This window comes from Stenotrophomonas maltophilia group sp. msm4 (genome assembly GCF_032025605.1).
GTDB lineage: Bacteria > Pseudomonadota > Gammaproteobacteria > Xanthomonadales > Xanthomonadaceae > Stenotrophomonas > Stenotrophomonas sepilia.
The window spans coordinates 705,147-728,457 of the sequence record NZ_JAVSKK010000003.1 but is presented as its reverse complement, the minus strand read 5'-3'; the positions used below and the strand labels follow the sequence as shown (position 1 = coordinate 728,457).

21 protein-coding genes are annotated in these 23,311 nt (G+C 68.3%); 11 read left to right on the top strand and 10 right to left on the bottom strand.

The window, feature by feature from the left end:
- Positions 1-17: 17 nt before the first annotated feature.
- The 3 genes from rsmB to def all read right to left on the bottom strand — a co-directional run bounded on the left by rsmB (position 18) and on the right by def (position 2,909).
- Positions 18-1,349, bottom strand: coding sequence for a 16S rRNA (cytosine(967)-C(5))-methyltransferase RsmB (rsmB, locus tag ROV93_RS17615; RefSeq protein WP_180890722.1), 1,332 nt, complete (start codon positions 1,347-1,349; stop codon positions 18-20).
- A 3-nt stretch (positions 1,350-1,352) separates the two neighbouring features.
- Complete coding sequence (gene fmt / locus ROV93_RS17610) at positions 1,353-2,276, bottom strand: methionyl-tRNA formyltransferase (RefSeq protein ID WP_072167257.1); 924 nt, start codon at positions 2,274-2,276, stop codon at positions 1,353-1,355.
- Positions 2,277-2,396: 120 nt separating this feature from the next.
- Positions 2,397-2,909, bottom strand: a complete 513-nt coding sequence (def, locus tag ROV93_RS17605; protein ID WP_005419619.1) for a peptide deformylase — start codon at positions 2,907-2,909, stop codon at positions 2,397-2,399.
- Positions 2,910-3,035: 126 nt separating this feature from the next.
- Between def and ROV93_RS17600 the strand changes: the two genes are divergently transcribed.
- The 9 genes from ROV93_RS17600 (at position 3,036) to ROV93_RS17560 (ending at position 12,575) form a co-directional block, all read left to right on the top strand.
- Positions 3,036-4,166: a LysM peptidoglycan-binding domain-containing protein gene (locus ROV93_RS17600; protein WP_072167258.1), complete on the top strand. Its 1,131-nt coding sequence runs from the start codon at positions 3,036-3,038 to the stop codon at positions 4,164-4,166.
- Between the two features lie 110 nt (positions 4,167-4,276).
- Positions 4,277-5,404 (top strand): DNA-processing protein DprA, encoded by a 1,128-nt coding sequence (dprA, locus tag ROV93_RS17595; RefSeq protein ID WP_072167259.1) that lies wholly within the window; start codon positions 4,277-4,279, stop codon positions 5,402-5,404.
- A 43-nt stretch (positions 5,405-5,447) separates the two neighbouring features.
- The gene (locus tag ROV93_RS17590; protein ID WP_005419622.1) at positions 5,448-5,921 is read left to right on the top strand and encodes a DUF494 family protein; all 474 of its coding nucleotides are present in this window, start codon (positions 5,448-5,450) and stop codon (positions 5,919-5,921) included.
- A 39-nt stretch (positions 5,922-5,960) separates the two neighbouring features.
- Positions 5,961-6,719 carry a pilin gene (locus ROV93_RS17585; RefSeq protein ID WP_053496977.1) on the top strand — a complete coding sequence of 253 codons (759 nt, stop codon included), beginning with the start codon at positions 5,961-5,963 and terminating at the stop codon, positions 6,717-6,719.
- Between the two features lie 49 nt (positions 6,720-6,768).
- Positions 6,769-7,698 (top strand): RDD family protein, encoded by a 930-nt coding sequence (locus ROV93_RS17580; RefSeq protein ID WP_061478133.1) that lies wholly within the window; start codon positions 6,769-6,771, stop codon positions 7,696-7,698.
- Between the two features lie 193 nt (positions 7,699-7,891).
- Positions 7,892-10,375, top strand: coding sequence for a DNA topoisomerase I (locus ROV93_RS17575; RefSeq protein WP_072167260.1), 2,484 nt, complete (start codon positions 7,892-7,894; stop codon positions 10,373-10,375).
- Positions 10,376-10,506: 131 nt separating this feature from the next.
- Positions 10,507-11,097, top strand: a complete 591-nt coding sequence (locus tag ROV93_RS17570) for a Sua5/YciO/YrdC/YwlC family protein (RefSeq protein WP_005419629.1) — start codon at positions 10,507-10,509, stop codon at positions 11,095-11,097.
- 43 nt (positions 11,098-11,140) lie between these two features.
- A complete protein-coding gene (locus tag ROV93_RS17565; RefSeq protein ID WP_072167261.1) occupies positions 11,141-11,830 on the top strand; it encodes a hypothetical protein in 690 nt (229 codons plus the stop codon).
- Positions 11,831-11,864: 34 nt separating this feature from the next.
- Positions 11,865-12,575, top strand: coding sequence for a hypothetical protein (locus tag ROV93_RS17560; protein WP_072167301.1), 711 nt, complete (start codon positions 11,865-11,867; stop codon positions 12,573-12,575).
- Between the two features lie 93 nt (positions 12,576-12,668).
- On the opposite strand, the gene ROV93_RS17555 is transcribed toward ROV93_RS17560, so the two are convergent.
- The gene (locus tag ROV93_RS17555; protein ID WP_014038643.1) at positions 12,669-13,445 is read right to left on the bottom strand and encodes an SDR family oxidoreductase; all 777 of its coding nucleotides are present in this window, start codon (positions 13,443-13,445) and stop codon (positions 12,669-12,671) included.
- Between the two features lie 111 nt (positions 13,446-13,556).
- On the opposite strand from ROV93_RS17555, the gene ROV93_RS17550 reads away from it, so the two are divergent.
- The gene (locus tag ROV93_RS17550; RefSeq protein ID WP_072167262.1) at positions 13,557-13,775 is read left to right on the top strand and encodes a hypothetical protein; all 219 of its coding nucleotides are present in this window, start codon (positions 13,557-13,559) and stop codon (positions 13,773-13,775) included.
- A 124-nt stretch (positions 13,776-13,899) separates the two neighbouring features.
- Here the strand turns inward: ROV93_RS17550 and sppA are convergent, their stop codons facing one another.
- From sppA to ROV93_RS17530, 4 genes are all read right to left on the bottom strand, one after another.
- The gene (gene sppA, locus ROV93_RS17545; RefSeq protein ID WP_061478137.1) at positions 13,900-15,822 is read right to left on the bottom strand and encodes a signal peptide peptidase SppA; all 1,923 of its coding nucleotides are present in this window, start codon (positions 15,820-15,822) and stop codon (positions 13,900-13,902) included.
- Between the two features lie 115 nt (positions 15,823-15,937).
- Positions 15,938-17,302 (bottom strand): MATE family efflux transporter, encoded by a 1,365-nt coding sequence (locus ROV93_RS17540; protein ID WP_005419642.1) that lies wholly within the window; start codon positions 17,300-17,302, stop codon positions 15,938-15,940.
- Between the two features lie 207 nt (positions 17,303-17,509).
- On the bottom strand, positions 17,510-18,091 hold the full coding sequence (locus ROV93_RS17535; RefSeq protein ID WP_312540477.1) for a DUF3106 domain-containing protein: 582 nt from the start codon (positions 18,089-18,091) through the stop codon (positions 17,510-17,512).
- Complete coding sequence (locus tag ROV93_RS17530) at positions 18,084-19,088, bottom strand: hypothetical protein (RefSeq protein WP_072167264.1); 1,005 nt, start codon at positions 19,086-19,088, stop codon at positions 18,084-18,086. The genes ROV93_RS17535 and ROV93_RS17530 overlap by 8 nt, the downstream gene beginning before the upstream one ends.
- Positions 19,089-19,499: 411 nt before the next feature.
- On the opposite strand from ROV93_RS17530, the gene ROV93_RS17525 reads away from it, so the two are divergent.
- Entirely contained in the window at positions 19,500-21,677 is a 2,178-nt protein-coding gene (locus ROV93_RS17525; RefSeq protein ID WP_072167302.1) for a primosomal protein N', read from the top strand.
- Positions 21,678-21,759: 82 nt separating this feature from the next.
- Here ROV93_RS17525 and ROV93_RS17520 read toward each other — a convergent pair whose 3' ends face one another.
- Both ROV93_RS17520 and ROV93_RS17515 read right to left on the bottom strand, forming a co-directional pair.
- Positions 21,760-22,380, bottom strand: coding sequence for a glutathione S-transferase (locus ROV93_RS17520; RefSeq protein ID WP_072167265.1), 621 nt, complete (start codon positions 22,378-22,380; stop codon positions 21,760-21,762).
- 133 nt (positions 22,381-22,513) lie between these two features.
- Complete coding sequence (locus tag ROV93_RS17515; RefSeq protein ID WP_049470953.1) at positions 22,514-23,293, bottom strand: NYN domain-containing protein; 780 nt, start codon at positions 23,291-23,293, stop codon at positions 22,514-22,516.
- Positions 23,294-23,311 lie beyond the last annotated feature (18 nt).

Genomic DNA, 23,311 nt, shown 5'->3' with positions numbered 1-23,311 from the left:
TCGGAACGTCAGCGGGGTCAGGCTGTTTTTAGCAGACGCGCGTAAAAGAAACCGTCAGCATCGTTGCCACCCGGCAGGCGCTGGCGCGCAATCCCCTCGCAATCGAGGCCGAATGTGTCATCCAGAGGCTGTGCCGCTGCGTCCGGATGCCACTTCAGGAAGGCTCGCACCTGATCGACGTTCTCGGCGCGCAGGATCGAACAGGTGGCGTACAGCAGCACGCCTCCCGGGCGCAGCATCGACCAGCAGGCCTCCAGCAGGCGGGCCTGCACGCCGACCAGCGCATCGATGTCCTCGGCGCGGCGGTGGAACATCACGTCCGGCTGGCGGCGGATCACGCCGGTGGCCGAGCACGGGGCATCCAGCAGGATGGCGTCGAACGGCGTGCCGTCCCACCAGGCCCCGGGATCGCTGGCATCGGCCACCCGGGTCTGCGCGCCCTCGCCCACACCGGTGCGGGTGTAGGTATCGCGGGCGCGCGCGAGGCGACGCGCATCGATATCGAGCGCCAGCAGGCGCAGACTGGGGTCACGTTCCAGCAGGTGCGCCGACTTGCCACCGGGCGCCGCACAGGCGTCCAGCACGCGGGCGCCGGTCGCGGGCGCCAGCGCGTCGGCTGCGCATTGCGCCGACAGGTCCTGTACCGACAGTGCACCGTCGGCAAAACCCGGCAGCTGGTTCACCGCAACGGGGGCTGCCAGGCGCAATGCATCGGCGCAGAGCGCGCTGGGTTCGGCGGCAATGCCCGCCTCGGCCAGTGCCGCCAGTGCCTTGTCACGGCCACCGTGCTGGCGGTTGGCACGCAGCCACAACGGTGCCGGTTGCAGGCTGGCGCTGAAGATCGCGTCGGCCTGTGCCGGCCAATCGCGCTCCACCGCATCGGCCAGCCATTCCGGGAAGGCATCGCGCGCCGGCTGCTCCGGGAAACCTTCGCGCTGCGCGCGGCGCAGGATCGCATTGACCAGGCCGGCCTGGCGCTCACGGCCCAGCGCACGCGCGGCATCGACCGTGGCCGACAGCGCAGCATGCGCCGGCAGTTCCAGCACGTCCAGCTGGGCAAAGCCCACCATCAACAGGGTGCGCAGGTCGGCGTCGCGCGCCGACAGCGGCTTCTGCATCCACGACTGCAAGGCAGCGTCATAGGTGCTGCGGCGACGCAGGACCGCAAAGCACAGCGCTTCCAGCAAGGCACGATCGCGGCTGTCGGCCAGCTTCGGCAGCGCCCAGGCCAGTTCGGCCTTCAATGAACGGCCCCGGGTGAACACCTGTGCCAGCACACGCGCGGCCAGCATGCGCGTGGCCGCGCCCGGCGCCGCCTTGGCCACGGAGAAATCGTTCTGCTTCGACACCGCTTATGCTCCCACGCGCAGATCACGGCGGGCGTTGAGGTAGTCGGCGGCGGTGATCGCCTTGCCGCCTTCGCGCTGCAGCGTACGCAAGCGCAGTGCGCCCTGGCCACAGGCGATGTCGATGCCATCGCGGCTGGCCGCCAGCACCGTGCCCGGCGCTTGGCCGTGGGCCTCATCCAGCGCCACCGCGCCATGGATGCGCACGCGTTCGCCAGCCAGCGTCGCTTCGGCGATCGGCCACGGATTGAAGGCACGCACGGTACGCGCCAGCACATCGGCGCCCTGCGCCCAGTCCAGACGGGCTTCGGCCTTGTCCAGCTTGTGCGCATAGGTCACGCCCTGCTCCGGCTGCGGCCGCGCGATCGGCTTGATGCCGGCCCGCAGCAGGCCCAGGCCGTCGGACAGGACCTGTGCACCCAGCTCGGCCAGCTTGTCATGCAGCTGGCCACCGGTATCGGTCGCAGCGATCGGCAGTTCCTGGTGCAGCAGCACCGGGCCGGTATCCAGGCCCGCTTCCATCTGCATCAGGCACACACCGGTCTTTGCGTCACCGGCCTGGATCGCGCGCTGGATCGGCGCAGCACCGCGCCAGCGTGGCAGCAGCGAGGCATGCACGTTCCAGCAGCCGTGGGTCGGGATCGCCAGTACCGCCTTGGGCAGGAGCAGGCCGTAGGCCACCACCACCATCAGGTCCGGCTGCAGGTCGCGCAGCTGCTGCTGTGCAGCCTCGTCCTTCAGTGATTCGGGCTGGTAGACCGGAATGCCACGGGCCACGGCCTCGAGCTTGACCGGCGACGGTGCCAGGCCACGGCCACGGCCGGCCGGCCGGTCAGGCTGGGTATAGACGGCCACGACCTCGTGGTGGCGCGCCGCGGCGCGCAGCGACGACACCGCGAATTCCGGCGTACCGGCAAAGACAATCCTCATGGCTACCCCACTTGCAGGATGGATTCGTGCAGGAAAGAAAACGGCGCCGTCGGCCGGCGCCGTGCAGCCCGCGCGCGTCGCGCAGGCACGGGCCACCCGAAGGGCGGCCCGGATGGGCGATCACGCCACGTGCTTGCGCTGCTTGGCCAGCTTCTTGCGGACCATCTCGCGCTTGAGCGGCGACAGGTAGTCAATGAACAGCTTGCCGTCCAGGTGGTCCATCTCATGCTGGATGCAGGTGGCCAGCACTTCACCGGCCTCCAGCTGCTGTTCCTGGCCGTTGCGGTCCAGGTACTTCACGGTGATGGTGTCGGCGCGGGTGACGTCGGCGAAGATGCCCGGGACCGACAGGCAGCCCTCCTGGTACACCCGGCCCCCGTCCCTGGCGACGATTTCCGGGTTGATGAACACATGCGGTTCATTCTTTTCTTCGCTGACATCGATGACCATGAAGCGCTTGTGCACGTCCACCTGGGTGGCCGCCAGGCCGATGCCCGGGGCGTCGTACATGGTCTGGAACATGTTGTCGATCAGTTCCTGGAAGGCCGGCGTGGTGACTTCGGCGGCGTCGATCAACGCAGCCTTGGTACGCAGGCGCGGATCGGGGAACTCGAGAATGGGGAGAAGGGCCATGGCTGTTTCCGGATAGGGGGCCGGCACGCCGGCATACGTCGCAGATTCTAGCTCCAACGCTTGCCTTGCGCCCCGGTTTCTGGACTATAGTGCGCGGACCTGTTGGGGAATCAGGGCTTCACACCTATGTTGCTTCGTTTTCGTACGGTCGTCGCCGCGGCGATGCTGACCGTGGCTGCCTATGCTACCGCCGTGGAAGTGAATGGCGGGCACCCGGACACCTATGTGGTCCGAAAAGGGGATACGCTGTGGGATATCGCCGCACGTTTCCTGCAGAAGCCTTGGCTGTGGCCGGAGATCTGGCAAGCCAATCCGCAGATCGCCAACCCGCACCTGATCTATCCAGGTGACGTGCTGAGCCTGGCCTACCTGGACCGGGTGACCGTATCCCAGGCCGGCCCGCGCCAGGAGGCCCCGATCGACGCCATTCCGCTGGCCCAGGTCGAGCCGTTCCTGAAGCAGCTGAGCGTTGTCGACAGCATCAAGCAGCTGCCCTACGTGGTCGGCCTGGAGGACAGCCGCCTGCGCGTGTCCGGCGGTGACACCGTCTACGTGCGCCTGGCCGATGCCCAGGTGGGCCAGCGCTGGGCCGTGGTACGCCCGACCGTGCGGTACGCCCAGCCCAAGCCGACCGAAGACCTGACCGCCAATGGCGACGTGACCCCGGGCAGCGGCAACCTGTGGAAGGCCTACAACGCGCCCAACGCCCGCCGTGGCGTGCTCGGCTACGAGCTGGCCCAGGTCGCTACCGGCACCATCACCCAGATTGCCGGCGGCAAGGTCGAGGCCTCCACGCTGGTGCTGGACAAGAACGACGGCGGCCGCGAAGTGCGCGCCGGTGACCGCCTGGTGCCGGTCGAAGCCAAGCCGTACGACCTGCAGTTCATCCCTCATGTACCCGCTGCCGGTGTCGAGGGTGTGGACGTGCGCGTGCTGGCCGTCACCGACATGTTCAACGCCGGTGGCCCGCGCGACGTGATCGCGATCTCGGCCGGCCGTGCCCAGGGCGTGGACAACGGTACCGTGTTCTCGCTGTGGCGCCCGGGCCGCCATGTGGCGCACCGCATGAAGTACCCGGGCTCCTCGCGCATGGACGACTCGCTCAGCACCGGCGCGGGCCGGGTCTCGCTGCCGGACGAGTATGCCGCGCACGCGATGGTGTTCCGTACCTTCGACAACGTCAGCTACGCGCTGGTGATGCAGGGCGTGAAGCCGGTGCAGGTGGGTTACAACGCGCTGCACCCGGACGCAAAGTAACCGTTGCCGGGCGTGCCGGCCGCTGCCCGGCAGGCGTCTGCGGGAAAACCTGACGATCACATGCGAAGGCGCCCTAGGGCGCCTTTGTTGCGTGCGGCCGATAGTGGGGGATGACCACGCATGCATATGAGGCGCTGCTGCGCCTGTTGATGGCGGGAGGCGCACTGGCGCCACGACGGGCCCTGCTGCAGGCCGCGGGCGGTGCGCAAGCCGCCATCGCGCAAGGCCCGGCGAACTGGCGCGCGCACGGCTGCACGCCGGAGCAATGCGCCGCGCTGGAACGTCCCGACGCCCGGGCGTGTGCATCCGCCCTGCGCTGGCTGGAACAGGACAACCATCACCTGCTGCCCTGCACCGATCCGGCCTTTCCACCCTCGTTGCTGGAGGTGCCCAACCCGCCGCTGGCGCTGTTCGTCGCCGGAGACCCCAGCCTGGCCTGGCGCCCGTCGGTGGCGCTGGTCGGCAGCCGTTCCCCCACCCCGGGCGGGCGCGCACTGGCCGCGCGTTTTGCCGGCTGTTTCGTCGAGGCGGGCCTGGCGGTGACCAGCGGCCTGGCCGCAGGCATCGATGCGGCTGCGCACCAGGCCACGCTGGAGGCCGGTGGCTGCACCGTGGCGGTGATCGGCACGGGCCCTGACCGCGCCTATCCGGACAGCCACGCCCGGCTGCAGGCGCGCATCGCCGCCGAGGGCGTGGTGCTCAGTGAGTACCTGCCGGGTACGGCGGCCCGCCCAGGCCACTTCCCCGCGCGCAACCGGCTGGTAGCCGGGCTGGCGCTGGCCACCGTGGTGGTCGAGGCCGCGCAGCGATCGGGAGCGCTGATCACCGCGCGCCTGGCCGCCGAGGCAGGCCGCGAGGTCTGTGCCCTGCCCGGATCGGTGCTCAACCCGCGCGCGGCGGGCTGCCACCGCCTGATCCGCGAGGGCGCGGCGCTGGTCGAGCGCCCCGAGGAGGTTCTGGAACTGCTCGCCCCCGCCCTTCGCCAGCAGCTGCCGGGCTTGCAATCGCGGCTGGTCACCCCCACTGAACAGGCACTGCCGGCCCTCCTGCCGGCGCGCTGGGCCGACGACCCTGACTACCAGTGCTTGTGGCGAGCCCTGGACCACAACCCAAGCGGTATGGATTCACTGATCACGCGCTGTGGATTGACGGCGTCCCAGGTGTCCTCCATGCTGCTTGCCATGGAACTGGCGGGAATCGTGGTGTGCGTACACGGCCGCTACTGTCGAACTCCCTAGTTTCTTCACCTCCACAGCGTCGCGCGACGCAGGCCGAGGGGCAATGAAAGAGAGCATCCTGGATGTACTGCTGTACCTGTTTGAACACTATTTCAGCGAAGATGCGGACCTGATCCGTGACCGCGATTCGCTGCAGAACGGCCTGATCCAGGCCGGTTTCAGCCCCACCGAGATCAACAAGGCGTTCGACTGGCTCGATGCCCTGGCCGCCCAGCGGCCGAGCGTGGCCCAGGCGCGGGTCGACGGCCCCGTGCGCATCTACCATGGCCCCGAGCTGGACAAGCTGGATGTGGAATGCCGCGGCTTCCTGCTGTACCTGGAACAGCACGGCATCCTCGACGCCGACCAGCGCGAGCTGGTGCTGGACCGGGCGATGGCCCTGGACCAGGACGAACTGGACCTGGACGACCTGAAATGGGTCGTGCTGATGGTGCTGTTCAACCAGCCCGGCTCCGAAGCGGCCTATGCCTGGATGGAGACGCAGATGTTCATGGACGAGCCAGAACCCCTTCACTGACCGTACACTTGGGGGCATAGCGCATTCAGGAGCGTCCCCGTGAGCGAGTGGTTCCATGCAGAAGGCAACCGGCAGCAAGGCCCGCTGCCGGCGGAACAGTTGGTCGAGTTGTTCCGAAACAACCAGATCTCCCTGGACACCCTGGTCTGGCGCGACGGCCTGCCGCAATGGCAGCCGTTGCGTACCGTGGTCGACGAGCTGGGCCTGATCGTGCCGGCACTGGACGTTGCTGCGCCGGCCCAGCAACCCGAGCCGGAACCGGAACCGGTGGCCCCCCCTCCGCCGCAGCCGCCTGTGCTGCCGCCGTCCACGCCCTATGCCACCCAAGCGGCAGCCGGGGTTCTGCCACCGCCGAAGAAGAAGCTCTCCGGTTGCGCCCTGACCGCGATCATCGGCGGCGGCCTGCTGCTGGTACTGGTACCGATCATGGCCATCCTCGCGGCGATCGCCCTGCCCGCATACAACGACTACACCGTGCGTGCCAGGATCGCGACCGCGGTCAATGCCCTGCAGCCGCTGAAACAGCAGGTGCAGCACTTCGCCGACGATGAAGGCCGCTGCCCCGGCGCCAACGATGCCGGTTTCCCGGCCCCGGGTGACTTCACCCAGGCCGGCCTGTCGGCGGTGAACATCGGCCGCTTCAACAACGGTCACTGTGGCATCGAAGCAACGCTGGCCGTGCCCGGCAAGAGCCTCGATGGCGACCTGCTGTGGCTGGAATATGATCGCGACAGCGGCCGCTGGGAATGCAGCGGTGAAAGCGACGACAAGTACCTGCCGACGTCGTGCCGCGGCTAAGCCACGCGCACGGCAGCACCTCCAAGGACGATCCAACAGGGAACATGCAATGACTGAGTGGTACTACGCCGTAGGACAGCAACGCCAGGGCCCGCTGTCGGTCCAGGAGATCCGCCAGCGCTTCCAGCGCGGCGAACTGAACCTGGACACCCTGGTCTGGCGCGAAGGCATGGCCCAGTGGGCTGCACTGCGCCAGGTGGTCGATGAACTGGGCCTGCAGACGCTGGCCGACGCCAGCACCGCCACTGCCAGTGGCGGCTTCGACCTGCGCAGCGACTACGCCGCCATCGACAACGGCACTGCGCCGCTGCCTGGCACGGGCGCGCTCAGCAGCTCGCCCTACAACGCCCCGGCCGCCGCCGCTGCCGGTGGCGCGCGGCCGGTGATCGGCGGCGAGGTGGTCTACGCCGGCTTCTGGAAGCGCGTCGCGGCCTACATGATCGACTACTTCGTGCTGGCCGTGCCGGGCGGCATCATCGGCGCCATCATCGGCGTGGTGCTTGGCGCCAGCATGGGCGCGGTGGGCAGTGGCGAAACCTCCATCGAAATCGTCGCGCAGCTGGCCAGCGCGCTGATCAACATGGCCATCGGCGTGGCCTACTACACCTGGTTCCATTCCTCGCCGGGCGGCGCCACGCTGGGCAAGATGGCGGTCGGCATCAAGGTCGTGCGCAGCAACGGTGACCGCCTGACCCGGGGCCGCGCCTTCGGTCGCTACTGGGCCATGCTGCTGAGCAGCTTCACCCTGGGCATCGGCTTCCTGATGGCCGCCTTCACCGAGCGCAAGCAGGGCCTGCACGACATGATCTGCGACACCCTGGTGGTCGACCGCTGGGCCTATACCGACCAGCCGCAGCTGCAGCGCCATGAGCTGGGTACGGTCACCATCGTGATCCTGGTACTGACCGGCCTGCTGACGGTGGCGGGCCTGGTGCTGCTGGTGGCTGCGGTCGGCTTCATCGCCAAGATGGCCTCATGAACGGCCATCCTCACGTCTGGCTGCTTGACAGGGGCTGGCCGGGCGTGATTCCTCTAATAAGGTGAAACCTGAACGCCCGGCACACTACCGGGCGTTCAGCGTATTGATTTGTCCGTGGCCGCTTCACTAATGCGGCCGTTTGCTCCACCCTAGCGGCCCCTTCCCTGCGGCTCGCCCCACAGACACTGCTGCCATGCCCAAGCACCTGCTCATCGTCGAATCGCCGGCCAAGGCCAAGACGATCAACAAATACCTCGGCAAGGACTACACCGTCCTGGCCTCGTATGGGCATGTGCGTGACCTGATTCCGAAGGAAGGCGCGGTCGACCCGGACAACGGGTTCGCCATGCACTACGACGTGATCGACAAGAACGAGAAGCATGTCGATGCGATCGCCAAGGCCGCCAAGGGCGCCGACGACATCCTGCTGGCAACCGACCCGGATCGCGAGGGTGAAGCGATCAGCTGGCATATCGCCGAGATCCTGAAGGAGCGCGGGCTGGTCAAGGACAAGCCGATGCAGCGCGTGGTGTTCACCGAGATCACCCCGCGCGCCATCAAGGAAGCGATCAGCCAGCCGCGCGCGATCGCCAGCGACCTCGTCGACGCCCAGCAGGCCCGCCGCGCGCTGGACTACCTGGTCGGCTTCAACCTGTCGCCGGTGCTCTGGCGCAAGGTGCAGCGCGGCCTGTCCGCCGGCCGCGTGCAGAGCCCGGCGCTGCGCATGATCGTCGAGCGCGAGGAAGAGATCGAAGCCTTCATCGCCCGCGAGTACTGGTCGATCGCTGCCGAGTGCGCGCACCCGTCCCAGCACTTCAATGCCAAGCTGGTCAAGCTGGACGGGCAGAAGTTCGAGCAGTTCACCGTCACCGATGGCGACACCGCTGAAGCGGCGCGCATGCGCATCCAGCAGGCCGCGCAGGGTTCGCTGCACGTCACCGACGTCGCCAGCAAGGAGCGCAAGCGCCGCCCGGCGCCGCCGTTCACCACCTCCACCCTGCAGCAGGAAGCCTCGCGCAAGCTCGGCTTCACCACCCGCAAGACCATGCAGGTGGCGCAGAAGCTGTATGAGGGCGTGGCCATCGGCGACGAAGGCACCGTCGGCCTGATTTCGTACATGCGTACCGACTCGGTGAACCTGTCGCAGGACGCGCTGGCGGAAATCCGCGACGTGATCGCCCGCGACTACGGCATCGCCTCGCTGCCGGACCAGCCCAACACCTACCAGACCAAGTCGAAGAACGCCCAGGAAGCGCACGAAGCGGTGCGCCCGACCTCGGCCCTGCGCACGCCGTCGCAGGTCGCCCGCTTCCTTACCGACGACGAGCGGCGCCTGTACGAGCTGATCTGGAAGCGTGCGGTGGCCTGCCAGATGATCCCGGCCACGCTCAACACCGTCAGCGTCGACCTGTCGGCCGGCAGCGAACACGTGTTCCGCGCCAGCGGCACCACCGTGGTCGTGCCCGGCTTCCTGGCCGTGTACGAGGAAGGCAAGGACAACAAGAGCGCCGAGGACGAAGATGAGGGCCGCAAGCTGCCCGCGATGAAGCCGGGCGACCGCATCCCGCTGGAACGCATCCTGGCCGAACAGCATTTCACCCAGCCACCGCCGCGCTACACCGAAGCGGCGCTGGTGAAGGCGCTGGAAGAGTACGGCATCGGCCGTCCCTCGACCTACGCCTCGATCATCCAGACCCTGCTGTTCCGCAAGTATGTGGAAATGGAAGGCCGCAGCTTCCGCCCGTCCGACGTGGGCCGCGCGGTGTCCAAGTTCCTGTCCAGCCACTTCACCCAGTACGTGGATTACGACTTCACCGCCAGGCTTGAGGACGAGCTCGATGCCGTCTCGCGCGGTGAGGAAGAATGGATCCCGCTGATGGCCCGTTTCTGGGAGCCGTTCAAGGAACTGGTCGAAGACAAGAAGGAATCGGTCGACCGCGCCGAGGCCAGTGGCGCGCGCGAGCTCGGCACCGACCCCAAGACCGGCAAGCCGGTCAGCGTGCGGCTGGGTCGTTTCGGGCCGTATGCCGCCATCGGCAGCACCGCCGAGGACGCCGAGGAAAAGCCGAAGTTCGCCTCGTTGCGCCCCGGCCAGTCGATGCACACCATCTCGTTGGAAGACGCGCTGGAACTGTTCCTGATGCCGCGCGCGCTGGGCGAGGACAATGGTGAGCCGGTCAGCGTCGGCATCGGCCGCTTCGGCCCGTTCGCCAAGCGCGGCAGCACCTACGCCTCACTGAAGAAGGAAGACGACCCGTACACCATCGACCTGGCCCGCGCCGTATTCCTGATCGAAGAGAAGGAAGAGATCGCGCGCAACCGGATCATCAAGGAGTTCGAGGGCAGCGACATCCAGGTGCTGAACGGCCGCTTCGGCCCGTACATCAGCGATGGAAAGATGAACGGCAAGATCCCCAAGGATCGCGAGCCGGCCTCGCTGACCCTGGCCGAAGTGCAACAGCTGATGGAAGAAACCGGCAAGCCGGTGCGCAAGGGCTTCGGCGCCAAGAAAGCCGCCGCGAAGAAGGCGCCGGCCAAGAAGGCTGCAGTGAAGAAGGAAGCAGCGCCGAAGAAGGCCACGGCCAGGAAAGTGCCGGCCAAGAAGGCGGTGAAGAAAGCTGCCGCAAAGAAGGCACCGGCGAAGAAGGCCGTCAAGAAGACCGCTGCAAAGAAGTAGGTCCACGCCATGCGCGGATGAGAGGCGGTGCCGTCCGTTGGCCGGCAACACCTGGAAGCCTCGGATGCCGGCCAGCGGCCGGCACTACCGAGCGGGCGCGTTCCACCCCTTCTGCACGCAGCGGAGGGATAATGGAGGCCCACGCCGGGCCGGTCGCCGTCATGAAAGAACTCACCCTGAACTCTGCTGTCGCCACGCTCCGCGCCGGTGGCGTGATCGCCTATCCGACCGAAGCGGTCTGGGGCCTGGGCTGCGATCCGTCACATGAAGCCGCGGTGCACGCGGTGCTGCGGCTGAAACAGCGCCCGATCGAGAAGGGCATGATCCTGGTCGCCGCCGAACTGTCGCAGCTGGAGGGCTGGGTCCGCCTGCAGGCGCTGCCCGACGCCCGCCAGCGCGCGGTTCTGGCCAGCTGGCCGGGCGCCAACACCTGGATCCTGCCGGCCGGTCCGCACGCGCAGCCCTGGGTCACCGGCGAACACAGCGGTATCGCGGTGCGCATCAGCGCCCACCCGCTGGTCGCCGCCCTGTGCCGCGCCTGGGGTGGCCCGCTGGTCTCCACCAGCGCCAACCTGGCCGGTGAGCCACCGGCCCGCAGCCGTGCCGAGCTCGATCCGCGCCTGCTGCGCCTGCTCGATGGCCTCCTCGACGGCGAGACCGGCGGCCTGGCCCAGCCAACCCCGATCCGCGACGCGCTCAGCGGCAACGTGCTGCGCTCCTGAACCGACGATTGCACTGCCGCGGACAATCACGCACCCTGCCGCCATGAACCTGCTGCGCACCGCCCTGGGCCTGTGCCTGTTGCTGCCGTGGACCGCACCCGCCGCCGAGGACGTGCGCGTATACCGCTGTGTCGCCAGCAACGGCGCCGTGGCCCTGCAGGACAAGCCATGCAGCAGTGGCCGGCAGGAAGTGCGTGACCTGCAGCGCCCGCGCGACCCGGCCCCCCGGGTGGTGCGCAGCGACGCGGCACCCGCCCGGCCGGACGAGGTTCCGGTGATGCGGGATCGTGAGGTCCGCCACGTCTACCTCCAGCCACCACAACCGTTGTACGAGTGCGTAAGCGACGACGGTCGCCGCTACACCAGCGACAACAACGAGGGCAATCCGCGCTGGGTGCCGTTGTGGACCAGCGTCTGGCTCCCGCATGGGCACCACGGCCCGGTCCATCCCGGCCCACGCCCGGCCTTCGGCACGCCGGTCGGCGCCCCCATCGGTGAAGGAACCGGCTACCGGCCGCCAGCGGTGGGTGTCGGTGTACAGGTTCCGGCCGGCAGCGTGCTGGTCCGCGACAGCTGCCATGCGCTGCCGCCACAGGAAGTCTGCGCGCGCCTGCGCGACCGCCGCTGGGAACTGGACCGCCGCTACAACAGCGCGCTGCAGAGTGAACGCACCGCCATCAGCAACGAACAGCGTGGTATCGACGCGCGCCTGTCGCGCGACTGCGAACGCTGAGCGCAGCACCTGCCGTGGCATGTACGCTGTGCGCATGAAGAACCTGATCTGGCTGGCCCTGGGCCTGTTCGCCGGCAACGCAGAGGCCGACGACGGGGTGATCTACCGCTGCACCTCCAGCAACAGCGATGTGCCCACCCTGCAACGTACGCCCTGCCCTGCCGGCAGCAAGCAGCAGGTGGTGCGGATTCCGGCCGCTGCCAGTGCGCCGCCCACGCCGGCCCCTGTGCCGTCGCCACCCGAACCGGCGGCGGCGGGTATGCCGCCGGCTTCCGCGCCCAGCCCCCGCCGCCCCGGCGAAGGACGCACGATCATGGAAGCCGGCATGGTCGAACGCGAAGGCGGCGATCTGATACTCGACAGTGCATCGCTGCCACGCCAGGCCGATGCCGCGCCGGACAGCAATGCGCCGCCGAAGCCGCCGCTGCCGCCCATCTTCCAGTGCACCGACGGCCAGGGCGGTGGCTACCTGCACGAATACGAGGCTGCCCCCGGCCGCTGCGAACTGATGACCGTGCAGGGCCTGGGCGGCGCCACACCGGTCAACGCTGCAGGCTGCGAAGTGGTGCGCGACCGCTGCGAGGAACTGCCGGACGCGCAGCGCTGCAGCAGCTGGCAGCAACGCTTCCGCGACGCACGTGGCCGCGAGCGGTTCGCCTCGCCGGAGAACCGCGACAAGGCCCGGGGCGAACGCGAACGGTTGCAGGGCGTGCTGGAGGCCAGCAACTGCCCGGTACCGGGGTGACTGCCATGCGGTAGTGCCGGCCGCTGGCCGGCAACTGCAATCACCTGAAGATCCCGTGGTTGCCGGCCAGCGGCCGGCACTACCACCGCATGATCAGAACCCGTAGCGCAGGAAGCCGCCATCCACTGCGATGCATTCGCCGGTGACATAGCTGGCCGCCGGCAGGCACAGGAAGCCTACCGCGGCAGCCACTTCCTCCGGCTCGCCGATGCGACGCATCGGCGTGCGATTGATGACTTCTTCGTAGTAGTCCGGGTCCGACAACGGACCGGACGTGCGCCGCGTGCGGATGTACCAGGGCGCCACCGCGTTGACCCGGATGCCATCCTCCGCCCACTCGACGGCCAGGTTGCGGGTCATCTGGTGCATCGCGGCCTTGGTCATGCCATAGACCACGCCACTGCGCACGTGGGTCAGGCCGGACACGCTGCCGACGTTGACGATGGACGACGACGCATGCCGCGCCAACAGCGGATGCGCGTAGCGCGACAGCTCGAAGGCCGAGAACAGGTTGGTCTCGAAGATCTTGCGCCATTCGTCCTCGGAATACTCCGTGGCCGCCTTGGTGACGTTGCCACCAGCGTTGTTGACCAGGATGTGCAGGCCATCGCTGTGGTCTTCCACCCAGTCCAGGATCTGCCGGCGGTCCTCGTCATCGGAGACATCGGCAGCCAGCGCGTGCACCTGGTGCTGCGGATACACGTCCAGCAGTTCGTCGCGCGCCGTCTCCAGCATATCGATGTCACGGCCCACGATCATCAGGTCGGCGCCGAGGCCGGCCAGTTCGTGCGCGATGGCCAGGCCGATGCCGGCGCTGGCGCCCGTAATCAGGGCAGTCTGGCCGTCCAGGCGCCACCGTTGCTGGGTCATGTGTCCTCCGGGGCCGCGCCCGCTGTGTTTCGATGCCGCAAGGATACGCGCTCACGGCAGGGCGTTGCCGGAGATGCGACACTGCGCGAACGCCCACCGCGGAGTACCGCCATGCGCATCCTGATCCTGTCGTTGTCCCTGCTGGCCATCGTGCTGCTGGTGGCCTGCCAGCGTCCGCCGACGCCGAACCCGGAGAAGCCACCGGTACCCAAAGCGATGTCGCGTGCGATGCAGGAGCCGCTGGACCGCGCCAAGGGCGCGCAGAAGGCCGTGGACGAAGCCGCCGCACGCGAGCGCAAGGCCGAGGCCGAGGCCGACGCGGCGCGATGACGAGTGGCCTATGGGGTCAGAGCCCTTTGCGAAGCCAAGGGATCCGACCCATGAACGAGAACGCCCGGCCAAGGCCGGGCGTTTCGCTGTCCAGTAGTTCCACGCCTTGCGTGGATGGCTTCCGTCAGAACCCGCAGAAGCAGTAAGCAAGCGCCTTCACCGGTGCGCCATTGCCCTTCTCGCGGGCCGCGTTCTCGACAAAGCGCAGCTGCGTATCCACTTCCGGCATCGTGCGTGCCAGCATCATCCGTGCCATGCCCGAATCGGACAGCATCCAGGCACCGGCGCGGCTGCCGGCGAAACCGCTGACGAACTGTGCGAACGGCGTGGCCGCCTTCTCGATGTAGCGCACGCGATAAGCGTCGGCCTTGCCCAGCTTGGCACGGCTGGCAGCGTCGGCCACGGCATCCTTCAGGCCACCGAAGGCATCGACCAGGCCGCGTTCCTTGGCCTGCGCACCGCTCCACACGCGGCCGCGAGCCACCTCGTCCACCGCCTCGACCGGCTTCTTGCGGGCGTCGGCGACGCGGCCGGTGAAGTCGGCGTAGCCCTTGTTGATCACCGACTGGATGACCTGGCCCACGGCCGGATCCATCGGGCGGGTGACATCGAATGCACCGGCGAAACGGGTGGTGCCGACACCATCGGTGTGCACGCCGATCTTGTCCAGCGCGCGGCTGAAGTTCGGCACCATGCCGAAGATGCCGATCGAACCGGTGATGGTCGACGGATCGGCGTAGATGCGATCGGCATTCATGCTGATCCAGTAGCCACCGGAGGCAGCCAGGTCGCCCATCGACACCACCACCGGCTTGCCGGCAGCCTGCAGCGCCACCACTTCACGGCGGATCTGCTCGGAGGCGAACACCTCGCCGCCCGGCGAATCGACGCGCAGCACCACGGCCTTCACGTTGTCGTCGTCGCGCGCGGCGCGCAACAGCGCTGAGGTCGACTCGCCGCCGATGCGGCCGGCCGGCAGGTCGCCACCGCTGATCTCGCCGGCAGCCACCACCACGGCCACCTGCGGACGCGAGTCCACCGGGTTGCGGCGCGCGTCGAGCAGGGCCAGGTAACGCCCGAAGTCGACGTTGCGGAAACCACCGTCGGCGTCTTCGTCGGCCACGCCGCGCTCGATCATCAGATCCTCGAACTCCTCGCGGGTCTTCAGCGCGGTCACCAGCTTCTGCTGCAGCGCGAACTTGGCCAGGTCGCCACCGGCGGCGGCAATGCCTTCCGGCAGCGTGTCGATGCCGGCAGCCAGCTGCGCCGGATCCAGGCGGCGCGCCTTGGCGATGTCGCCCAGATAGCGCTGCCACACATCGTTCATCCAGAACAGGTCGGCTTCCTTGGAGGCCGGCGACGCGGCGTCGAGCACGTACGGTTCGGCCGCGGACTTGTACTCGCCCACCTTGAACAGGTGCACGTCCACGCCCAGCTTGTCCTGCAGGCCGGTGCGGAAGTACTGGCGGTAGCGGCCGAGGCCTTCGAGCACGACCGAACCCATCGGGTCCAGGTAGACCTCGTCGGCCTGCGCGGCCAGCAGGTACTGCGACTGGCCCATGCTCTCGCTGTAGGCCACCAGCTGCTTGCCGGAGGCACGCAGATCCTGCAGCGCGGCGGCCACTTCGCGCAGCGAAGCGAAGCCGGACGGCTGCAGCTTGTCCAGCTCCAGCACCACGCGCTCGATCTTCTTGTCGTCCTTGGCCGACTCGATCACCCGCAGCAGATCGCGCAGCTGGATCTCTTCGGCACCGTTGTCACCCACTGCCTTGGCCAGTGCGCGGCTGACCGGATCGGCACTGAACTGCTCGACCAGGCGGCCCTCCGGCGCGATCACCAGGGTGGTGCGGTCCTGCAGCGACTTGCTGGCACCGGCGCCCATGCCGGCGGCGATGACGAACATCACCAGCAGCAGGAACAGCAGGCCGAAGAACACCAGGTTGAGGATCAACCGGCGGGTGAAGTTCATGACGTCCCACAGCCCGATGAAGAAACTGGCGACGGGGTTGCGACGCGCCGGGGGCAGCGGGGGCACGGGTTGATTCATGGAACGCTCCGGATGGCTTCTTGCCGTGGTACCAGCATAGCCGGTGCCGCGTGATGCAGCATCGGACACAAGTCAGGGGATCGCCCGTCACGGGTGAACGTGGCGGGCACGAAGATCAGGACAGCGCGGACTGCCCGATGCGCTGGCTGCTGCGGCGCAGGCGCCAGCCCATCAGGATGGCAGCGGCAGTCAGGCCGACGATCAGGCCGATCCACATGCCCTGCGGGCCCATGCCCAGCCCCAGGCCGAGCCCGGCGCCGAGCGGCATGCCCAGGCCCCAGTACGCGAACATGGCGATGAACATCGGCACGCGGGTGTCCTTGAGGCCGCGCAGCGCGCCCGCCGACAGCACCTGGATGCCGTCCGGGAACTGGAAGGTGGCCGCGTACAGCAGCAGGGTCGAGGCCAGGCCGGCCACTGCCAGGTCGTTGGTGTACACACCGACGATGGCATCGTGGCCGAACAGCAGCACCGCCGCTGACAACGTCTGCGTGCCCATGATGATCGCGTAGCCGGCCCAGGCCGCACGCCGCACGCCGAAGCCGTCACCACGGCCGACCGCATGGCCGACGCGCACGGTGGTGGCCTCGGCCACGCCCATCGGGATCATGAAGCACAGCTGCGCGACGTTGATCGCGATCTGGTGTGCCGCCGCTTCATTGGCGCCCAGGCGGCCGATCAGCAAGGCGGTGACGATGAACAGGCCGCCTTCCATCAGCACGGTGATGCCGATCGGCAGGCCGGTGCGCAGCAGCTCCCAGATCGCCTTCCAGCGCGGTCCCTCGAAGTGCGAGAACAGCTGCAGATGGGCGAAGCGCTTGGTCCGCCACAGATACAGGGCGAATGCGGTTGCCTGCAGCCACATCATCACCGCCGAAGCGATGCCCAGGCCCTCGGCCCCCAACTCCGGGAAGCCGAGCTTGCCATTGGCCAGCACGTAGCCCATCGGTGCCAGCACCAGCAGGCCACCGAAGCCGAGCAGCATGGTCGGCAACGTCCAGTGCATGCCCTCGCTGAGATAACGCATGCAGAAGTACAGGGTCAGCGCCGGGCCACCCCAGCGCACCGCATGCAGGAACGCGGTCGCCCCCGGCACGATGTCCGGCGCGATGCCGAAGGCCGGCAGCAGCGGCGGCACCACGGTGAGGAAGGTGAACATGATCAGCCCCAGCCCCAGCGCCAGCCACAGTGCCTGGCGGAACAGCGGGCCGATCTCGCGCTCGCGGCCGGCGCCGTGCAGCTGCGACACCGAAGCGGTGAGCGAGATCAGGGTGCCGATCGGAATCAACATCGGCAGCCACAACAGCGCCGTACCGATGGTGACTGCGGCAAGGGTCGCCGTAGCGTGGTGGCCGGCAATCACGTTGTCGACGAAGGAGATCAGACCGGTGGACACATGGCCCAGCACGAGCGGCAGGGCGAGCAGACCGGTGGCGCCGACTTCCTTGCTGAAGCGCGGCGTGGAGGTTGCAGTAGACATAAGGTGCTTGACGCGAACTGCGGTTGCGCGCGAAGGGCACAGGCACCGGGTTGCGGGCGCTCATCTTACGCGGGCGGCGCCTGCATTCCCATGACATGGCGTGAATGCTGGGTTTCAGCCGCCCCACACAAAAAAGGGGACGGAGGGGATTAAGTCGTATCAGGCCAGTCAGTGCCGAATGCGACTTAATCCCCTCCGTCCCCTTTTCTACTGGCCGGCCTGGCGCTTCAGCCAGCTGTCGCGCTCGGCGGTGGGCACGGCGAGGAAGGCGCTGCGTACCGTGTCGCGTTCCTGCGGCGGCGTGCGCTGCGCGACCAGGGCCAGCTGGGCCAGCTGCGCCGGGTTGAGCTGGCGCAGCACGGCCAGCGCGGTCTCGCGTTGCTCCGGTGGCACGAATCCGAACAGTCCGTGCAGCTTGGGGAATTCCAGGCCCAGCTGCGGGCCCAGCCGCCATCCGTCGCGGAACGCCTGATCCTGCGCCTGGAATTGCTGCCGCATGCGCTGCTGTTGATCGGCCGGCAGCGAATTGAAGCGCGCAGCCGCCTGACGGATGCGCTCGCGCTCTGCTTCCGGCAATGCGCGCCAGGCGGCGTAGTCGGCACGGCGCTGTCGCTGCTGCTGCGTATCCAGCTGGGCGAATTCCGCAGGTGCTGTTGCAGCGGCCGACGCCGGCGTGGCCGGCGAACTGCCCGGAACTGGTGGCGGCAACGGCACACTCAACGGCTGCGGTGCGGCGGACAGCGACAGCGGCAGGGCCAGCAGCAGGCTGGCGAGCACGGACTTATTCATCGGCGGCAGCCGTTTCCAGCGTGGCACTGGCCGGCTCCGGCCGGCTCGGCTTGGCTTGCGATTCATCCACCGGCAGCGGGCCGCCCGCGGCAATCCACGCGTACAGGTCGGCATCGGCGACCAGCGGGTAGTCGCGGTCTGCCAGCATCGCTGCGTCATCATTGGCTTGCGCCTGGCCCGCGTCCGGTGTGGCGTCGACCTTGCTCGGTGGCAGGGCTTCCACGGTCACCGGACCGGCTTCGCCCACCACGCCCTCCGGCAAGGGTGCATCGCTGCCGAACGAATGTCCCTGCAGGTAGCGCCAACCCAGCGCCGCGGCCAGCAGCACCGCCACGGTCGCCAACAGGATCAGCGGACCGCGCCAGCGCGGCTTGGCACTCGCCCGACGGCGCTTGGCGTTGGCGGCCGCACGCTCGTCCCGCTGCGGTGCGCGCCAGCTGGAGGCCGGTGCTTCATTGTGGGTGGTGGGTGCGGCCGGCTGCTGCAGTTGCTGCAGGCGCGCGGCCGGCAGGTCACGGACACGCGCCTGTACCTGCTCGGCCAACTGGCGCCAGGCCACGGCATCGGGCCGGCCCTGGGCGTCACGCGGGCAGGCATCGGCCAGCAGGTGCTGGTAGCCGGCCTCGTCCTGGTCGAGCACGCGCATGGCGATGCCCTCGTCCAGGCTGCCGCCCACCCGCAGCAGCAGCGCCAGTCGTGGAAGTGGCGGCATCGCGCCCAACGCGGCCAACGACGGCGCCCACTGCCCGCCCGCCGGCTCGCGCAGCGCCTGGCGCTGGCCCAGCAGGGTCCAGAAGCGGGTCGGCCATTGCGCCATCGGCAGGTCGCTGGCGACCGCCGCAAACGCGCGCATCACTGCCACCAGGGTCTGCTCGGCACGCGCGGCATCGCCGCACTGCAGTTCAGCCACCACCAGGGCGCGGCGTTCGACGCCACGCAGGAACGCCGACAGCGCGCCGGCCGCGGTCGAGGAAACAGGGGCGGGCACAGCCGTCATCGGTCACTCCAAAGGTCTGCCGGCATGATAGCGGCAGCCCATCGGCACCCGTAGGACTTGCGCCCACAGGCACTTCGTGCTGCAGGTTGTGCACAGCACCACGCTCCCCGCGCGGGAAATTGCGGCATGCAGCTGAATTCACTCTGTTTCAGCAATGTTTCACACTCAAGTTGTTGATTTTGAATGCCTTTCAAGTGTGGCGATTTTTTGACCAACACAAGCGTGAGCTCGTCGCCATCGGCCTCCTGGGTTGCCGTCGACCGGTAACGCACAACGTTATCCACAGAACATGTGGATAAGACTGAATCTCCAATGGACACCGATATTTAGGTGACATTTATGATTCAGCGGTCGTCGCCCGGGCACGTCTCCCCTGCCATTCGCGCGCGCATGGCCCGTTACACTGGCCCGATGCTTTCGCCCATTCCGACCCTGCAGGTCGCCCTGCCCGTCCCCCTGCCGCGCCTGTTCGACTACCTGTCGCCGGAGGGCGATGGCCCCACGGCCGCGGTCGGCTGCCGCCTGAAGGTGCCGTTCGGCAACCGCGAGCTGGTCGGCGTGGTGGCTGGCCACGGCCAGACCGACGACGGCCAGGGACTGCGCCAGGCGCTGGCCTGGTGCGACCGGCAGCCGCTGCTGCAGGGCGAACTCTGGCAGAGCCTGCAGTGGCTGGCGCGCTACACCCATGCGCCGCTGGGTGAGGTGCTGAGCACCGCCCTGCCCGGACCGCTGCGCCATGGCGAGGCCCTGCCCGACACACATCACTGGGGTTGGCAGCTGACCACCGAAGGCCACGCCCAGCGCGAAAAGCTGCGCGCCGGCAGCCGTCCGCGGCAGCTGGCCGAGCTGCTGGCCGGAGCGATCGTGGATGAGGACGTGCTCGGCGAACGCATGGCCGACTGGCGCACCGCTGCACGCAGCCTGGCCAAGCGCGCGCTGGCCGAGCGCGTGGCGATGACGGTGGCACCGCAGCATGCGCAGCCGCTGCCCGGCCCCACGCTCAACCCGGACCAGGCCGGGGCGGTGGCTGCGATCAACGCTGCCGACGGCTTCCAGCCGTTCCTGCTGGACGGCGTGACCGGCAGCGGCAAGACCGAGGTCTACCTGCAGGCGATCATCCATTGCCTGGCGCAGGGCAGGCAGGCGCTGGTACTGGTGCCGGAAATCGGCCTGACCCCGCAGACCCTGGCACGTTTCCGCGGCCGCCTGGGCATCGCCGTGCACGCCTTGCATTCGGGGTTGAACGACAACGAGCGCGCGCGCGTCTGGGCGGCCGCCTCGCGTGGCGAAGCACGGGTCATCGTCGGCACCCGCTCGGCGGTGTTCACGCCATTGCCGCAGGCTGGCCTGCTGATCGTCGACGAGGAACACGACGGCAGCTACAAGCAACAGGACGGCATCCGTTACCACGCGCGCGATTTCGCCCTGGTCCGGGCCAAGGCACTGGGCATTCCGGTGCTGCTCGGCAGTGCCACCCCTTCGCTGGAAACGCTGCATAACGCCTACGCCGGGCGCTACACGCACCTGCGCCTGAAGCAGCGCGCCGGCGATGCACGGCCACCGCGCGTGCGCATCCTCGATGTACGCAAGCGGCCGCTGCACGATGGCCTCTCGGCCGATGTGCTGGCCGGCATCGGCGAACACCTGCAGCGTGGCCAGCAGGTGCTGGTGTTCAAGAACCGCCGCGGCTATGCACCGGTGCTGCTGTGCCACGACTGCGGCTGGACCGCGCCGTGCCAGCGCTGCGATGCGCCGATGACCGTGCATGGTGGCGGCCGACGCCTGCAGTGCCACCACTGTGGCGCGCGCCAACCGGCGCCGTTGGCATGCCCGGCCTGCGGCAGCCTGGCGCTGCAGCCGCAGGGCATCGGCACCGAACGCCTGGAAGAACACCTCACCGCCGCCTTCGCCGATTTCCCGGTGGTGCGCATCGACCGTGGCACCACCTCACGCCGCGATGCGCTGGAACAGCAGCTGGCGAAACTGGGCGACCAGCCCGGCATCCTGGTCGGCACGCAGATCCTGGCCAAGGGCCACGACCTGCCGAAGCTGACCCTGGTGGTGGTGGTCGGCATCGACGAAGGCCTGTTCTCCGCCGACTTCCGCGCCAGCGAGAAGCTGGCGCAGCAGCTGATCCAGGTGGCCGGTCGTGCAGGACGTGCGCGTGACCCCGGCGAGGTCTGGCTGCAGACCCATCACCCGGGTCACCCGCTGCTGGAAACCCTGGTGAGCGGTGGCTACCACCCGTTCGCGCAGGCCGAGTTGAACCAGCGGCAAGCCGCAGGGTTCCCCCCGTTCGCGCACCTGGCGTTGATGCGCGCCGAAGCGCAGCAGGTGGAGCATGCCAATGCGTTCCTGCTGGCTGCGCGGCAGCTGCTGGGCGAGCAGAACGTGGTGGAGGCGTACGGCCCGATGCCAGCGCCGATGCCGCGGCGCGCGGGCTACCAGCGCACACAGCTGCTGCTGTCGGCGCCGCAGCGGCCACCCTTGCATGGCGTGCTCGCGCAGCTGGTGCCGCAGCTTTATGCGCTGCCGGAAGCGCGCAAGGTGCGCTGGTCGCTGGATGTGGATCCAACGGACCTGTATTGATCCCGTAGAGCACTGCCGAGCATGGCTCGGCACTACCTTAGAGCCGAGCCGTGCTCGGCTGCGTTTCAGTACCGGGCAGTGCTTACGTCAGCGGCGACATCACGCCGCGCTGGTAGGCCGGCCGCTCGCGCAGGCGCGCATACCAATCCGCCAGGTGCGGAAGCTCCGGTCGCTGGATCGGCAGTTCGAACCAGGCATAGACCAGCGAGCCCAGCGGGATGTCGCCCATCGCGAACGTCTCGCCCGACAGCCACGGCTGCCTGGCCAGGGTGGCGTCGGCCATCGCCAGGTAGTCACCGGCGCGCACGATGGCGGCATTGATCCGCGCTTCGTCGCGGTCGGCCGGCGCGGTGCGCATGATGCCCCAGACCAGGTCGCTGTACAGCGGCGCCATCCGCGAAGTGCTCCAGTCCATCCACTTCTCGGCCTGGGCGCGTTCCATCGGGTCCTCGGCGTACAGGGTGCCCAGCGCGTAGCGGGCGCTCAGGTAGCGCACGATGGCGTTCGATTCCCACAGCGGCAGGCCGTGGTCTTCGATCACCGGCACCAGGCCGTTGGGATTCATCGCCTGGTACTCCGGCGTCTGCGTGCCGCCGTGGCTGCCACCGACCTCGATGGATTCGTACGGCAGGCCGATTTCCTCAGCACACCACAGCACCTTGCGGACGTTGCTGGAATTGCGGCGGCCCCAGATCTTCAACATGCGGGTTTCCTTTGCTGGCAATGCGAGCGGCAACGATACGCCTGATCGTTACGGGTGTGTGCGTGCCGGATGCGGGATCTTGCGTCTGTAGCATGCCGGCCAGCGGCCGGCACTACCGGTTCTTTTGCCGGCACTACCGGTTCTTTTTTGGCAGCGCGCGCACGTAGGAGGACTTGCCATCCTTCTTCAGCTCGAACAGGCCGATCGCCGCCAGCAGGTCGCTGAGCTTGCCGTAGCCATAGTTGCGCGGATCGAACGAAGCCTGGTTGCCGATCTGGCTGCCGACCGGGCCGAGGTGCGACCAGCCATCCTCACCCTCGGCCGCGGACACCGCACGGCGCAGCATCTTCACCAGCCGGGTGTCACTGCGCATTTCCGCACCGCTCTTGCGCGGACGCGCATCGTCGTTGGCCACCGGCTCGTTCGAGGCCTGCTCGCTGGACGCCTGTTCGGCATCCGGCACGCTGGCATGGGTCTGGCCCAGTGCCTCCAGGTAGGTGAACTTCGAGCACGCATTGACGAATGGCTCGGGCGTCTTCTTCTCGCCGAAGCCATATACCTTCACGCCATCGGTCAGCAGGCGCATCACCATCGGGGTGAAGTCCGCATCGCTGGAGACGATGGCGAAGCCATCAAGGTTGCGCGCGTACAGCAGATCCATGGCATCGATCACCATCGCCATGTCCGAAGCGTTCTTGCCCTTGCTGTAGGCGAACTGCTGGATCGGGCGGATCGCATACTCATGCAGCACCGCTTCCCACCCCTTCAGTCGCGGGCTCTTCCAGTTGCCGTAGGCACGGCGCACGTTGGCCACGCCGTAGCGGGCGACTTCCGCCAGGACCTCGTCGATCTTCGAGGCCGGCGCATTGTCGGCGTCGATCAACAGGGCGATGCGCTTTTCCGGTTCGCTCATGGGCTCCTCACGGGCCGT

Excerpts from the sequence above, each read along its gene's own strand:
- dprA (WP_072167259.1), top strand. The coding sequence starts at position 4,277 with ATGACCACGCATGCATATGAGGCGCTGCTGCGCCTGTTGATGGCGGGA.
- ROV93_RS17550 (WP_072167262.1), top strand. The coding sequence starts at position 13,557 with ATGCGCATCCTGATCCTGTCGTTGTCCCTGCTGGCCATCGTGCTGCTG.
- ROV93_RS17555 (WP_014038643.1), bottom strand. The coding sequence starts at position 13,445 with ATGACCCAGCAACGGTGGCGCCTGGACGGCCAGACTGCCCTGATTACG.
- fmt (WP_072167257.1), bottom strand. The coding sequence starts at position 2,276 with ATGAGGATTGTCTTTGCCGGTACGCCGGAATTCGCGGTGTCGTCGCTG.
- ROV93_RS17575 (WP_072167260.1), top strand. The coding sequence starts at position 7,892 with ATGCCCAAGCACCTGCTCATCGTCGAATCGCCGGCCAAGGCCAAGACG.
- sppA (WP_061478137.1), bottom strand. The coding sequence starts at position 15,822 with ATGAATCAACCCGTGCCCCCGCTGCCCCCGGCGCGTCGCAACCCCGTC.
- ROV93_RS17560 (WP_072167301.1), top strand. The coding sequence starts at position 11,865 with ATGAAGAACCTGATCTGGCTGGCCCTGGGCCTGTTCGCCGGCAACGCA.
- ROV93_RS17530 (WP_072167264.1), bottom strand. The coding sequence starts at position 19,088 with ATGACGGCTGTGCCCGCCCCTGTTTCCTCGACCGCGGCCGGCGCGCTG.
- ROV93_RS17535 (WP_312540477.1), bottom strand. The coding sequence starts at position 18,091 with ATGAATAAGTCCGTGCTCGCCAGCCTGCTGCTGGCCCTGCCGCTGTCG.
- ROV93_RS17515 (WP_049470953.1), bottom strand. The coding sequence starts at position 23,293 with ATGAGCGAACCGGAAAAGCGCATCGCCCTGTTGATCGACGCCGACAAT.
- ROV93_RS17525 (WP_072167302.1), top strand. The coding sequence starts at position 19,500 with ATGCTTTCGCCCATTCCGACCCTGCAGGTCGCCCTGCCCGTCCCCCTG.
- ROV93_RS17520 (WP_072167265.1), bottom strand. The coding sequence starts at position 22,380 with ATGTTGAAGATCTGGGGCCGCCGCAATTCCAGCAACGTCCGCAAGGTG.
- ROV93_RS17580 (WP_061478133.1), top strand. The coding sequence starts at position 6,769 with ATGACTGAGTGGTACTACGCCGTAGGACAGCAACGCCAGGGCCCGCTG.
- ROV93_RS17565 (WP_072167261.1), top strand. The coding sequence starts at position 11,141 with ATGAACCTGCTGCGCACCGCCCTGGGCCTGTGCCTGTTGCTGCCGTGG.
- ROV93_RS17540 (WP_005419642.1), bottom strand. The coding sequence starts at position 17,302 with ATGTCTACTGCAACCTCCACGCCGCGCTTCAGCAAGGAAGTCGGCGCC.
- def (WP_005419619.1), bottom strand. The coding sequence starts at position 2,909 with ATGGCCCTTCTCCCCATTCTCGAGTTCCCCGATCCGCGCCTGCGTACC.
- ROV93_RS17600 (WP_072167258.1), top strand. The coding sequence starts at position 3,036 with ATGTTGCTTCGTTTTCGTACGGTCGTCGCCGCGGCGATGCTGACCGTG.
- ROV93_RS17590 (WP_005419622.1), top strand. The coding sequence starts at position 5,448 with ATGAAAGAGAGCATCCTGGATGTACTGCTGTACCTGTTTGAACACTAT.
- ROV93_RS17570 (WP_005419629.1), top strand. The coding sequence starts at position 10,507 with ATGGAGGCCCACGCCGGGCCGGTCGCCGTCATGAAAGAACTCACCCTG.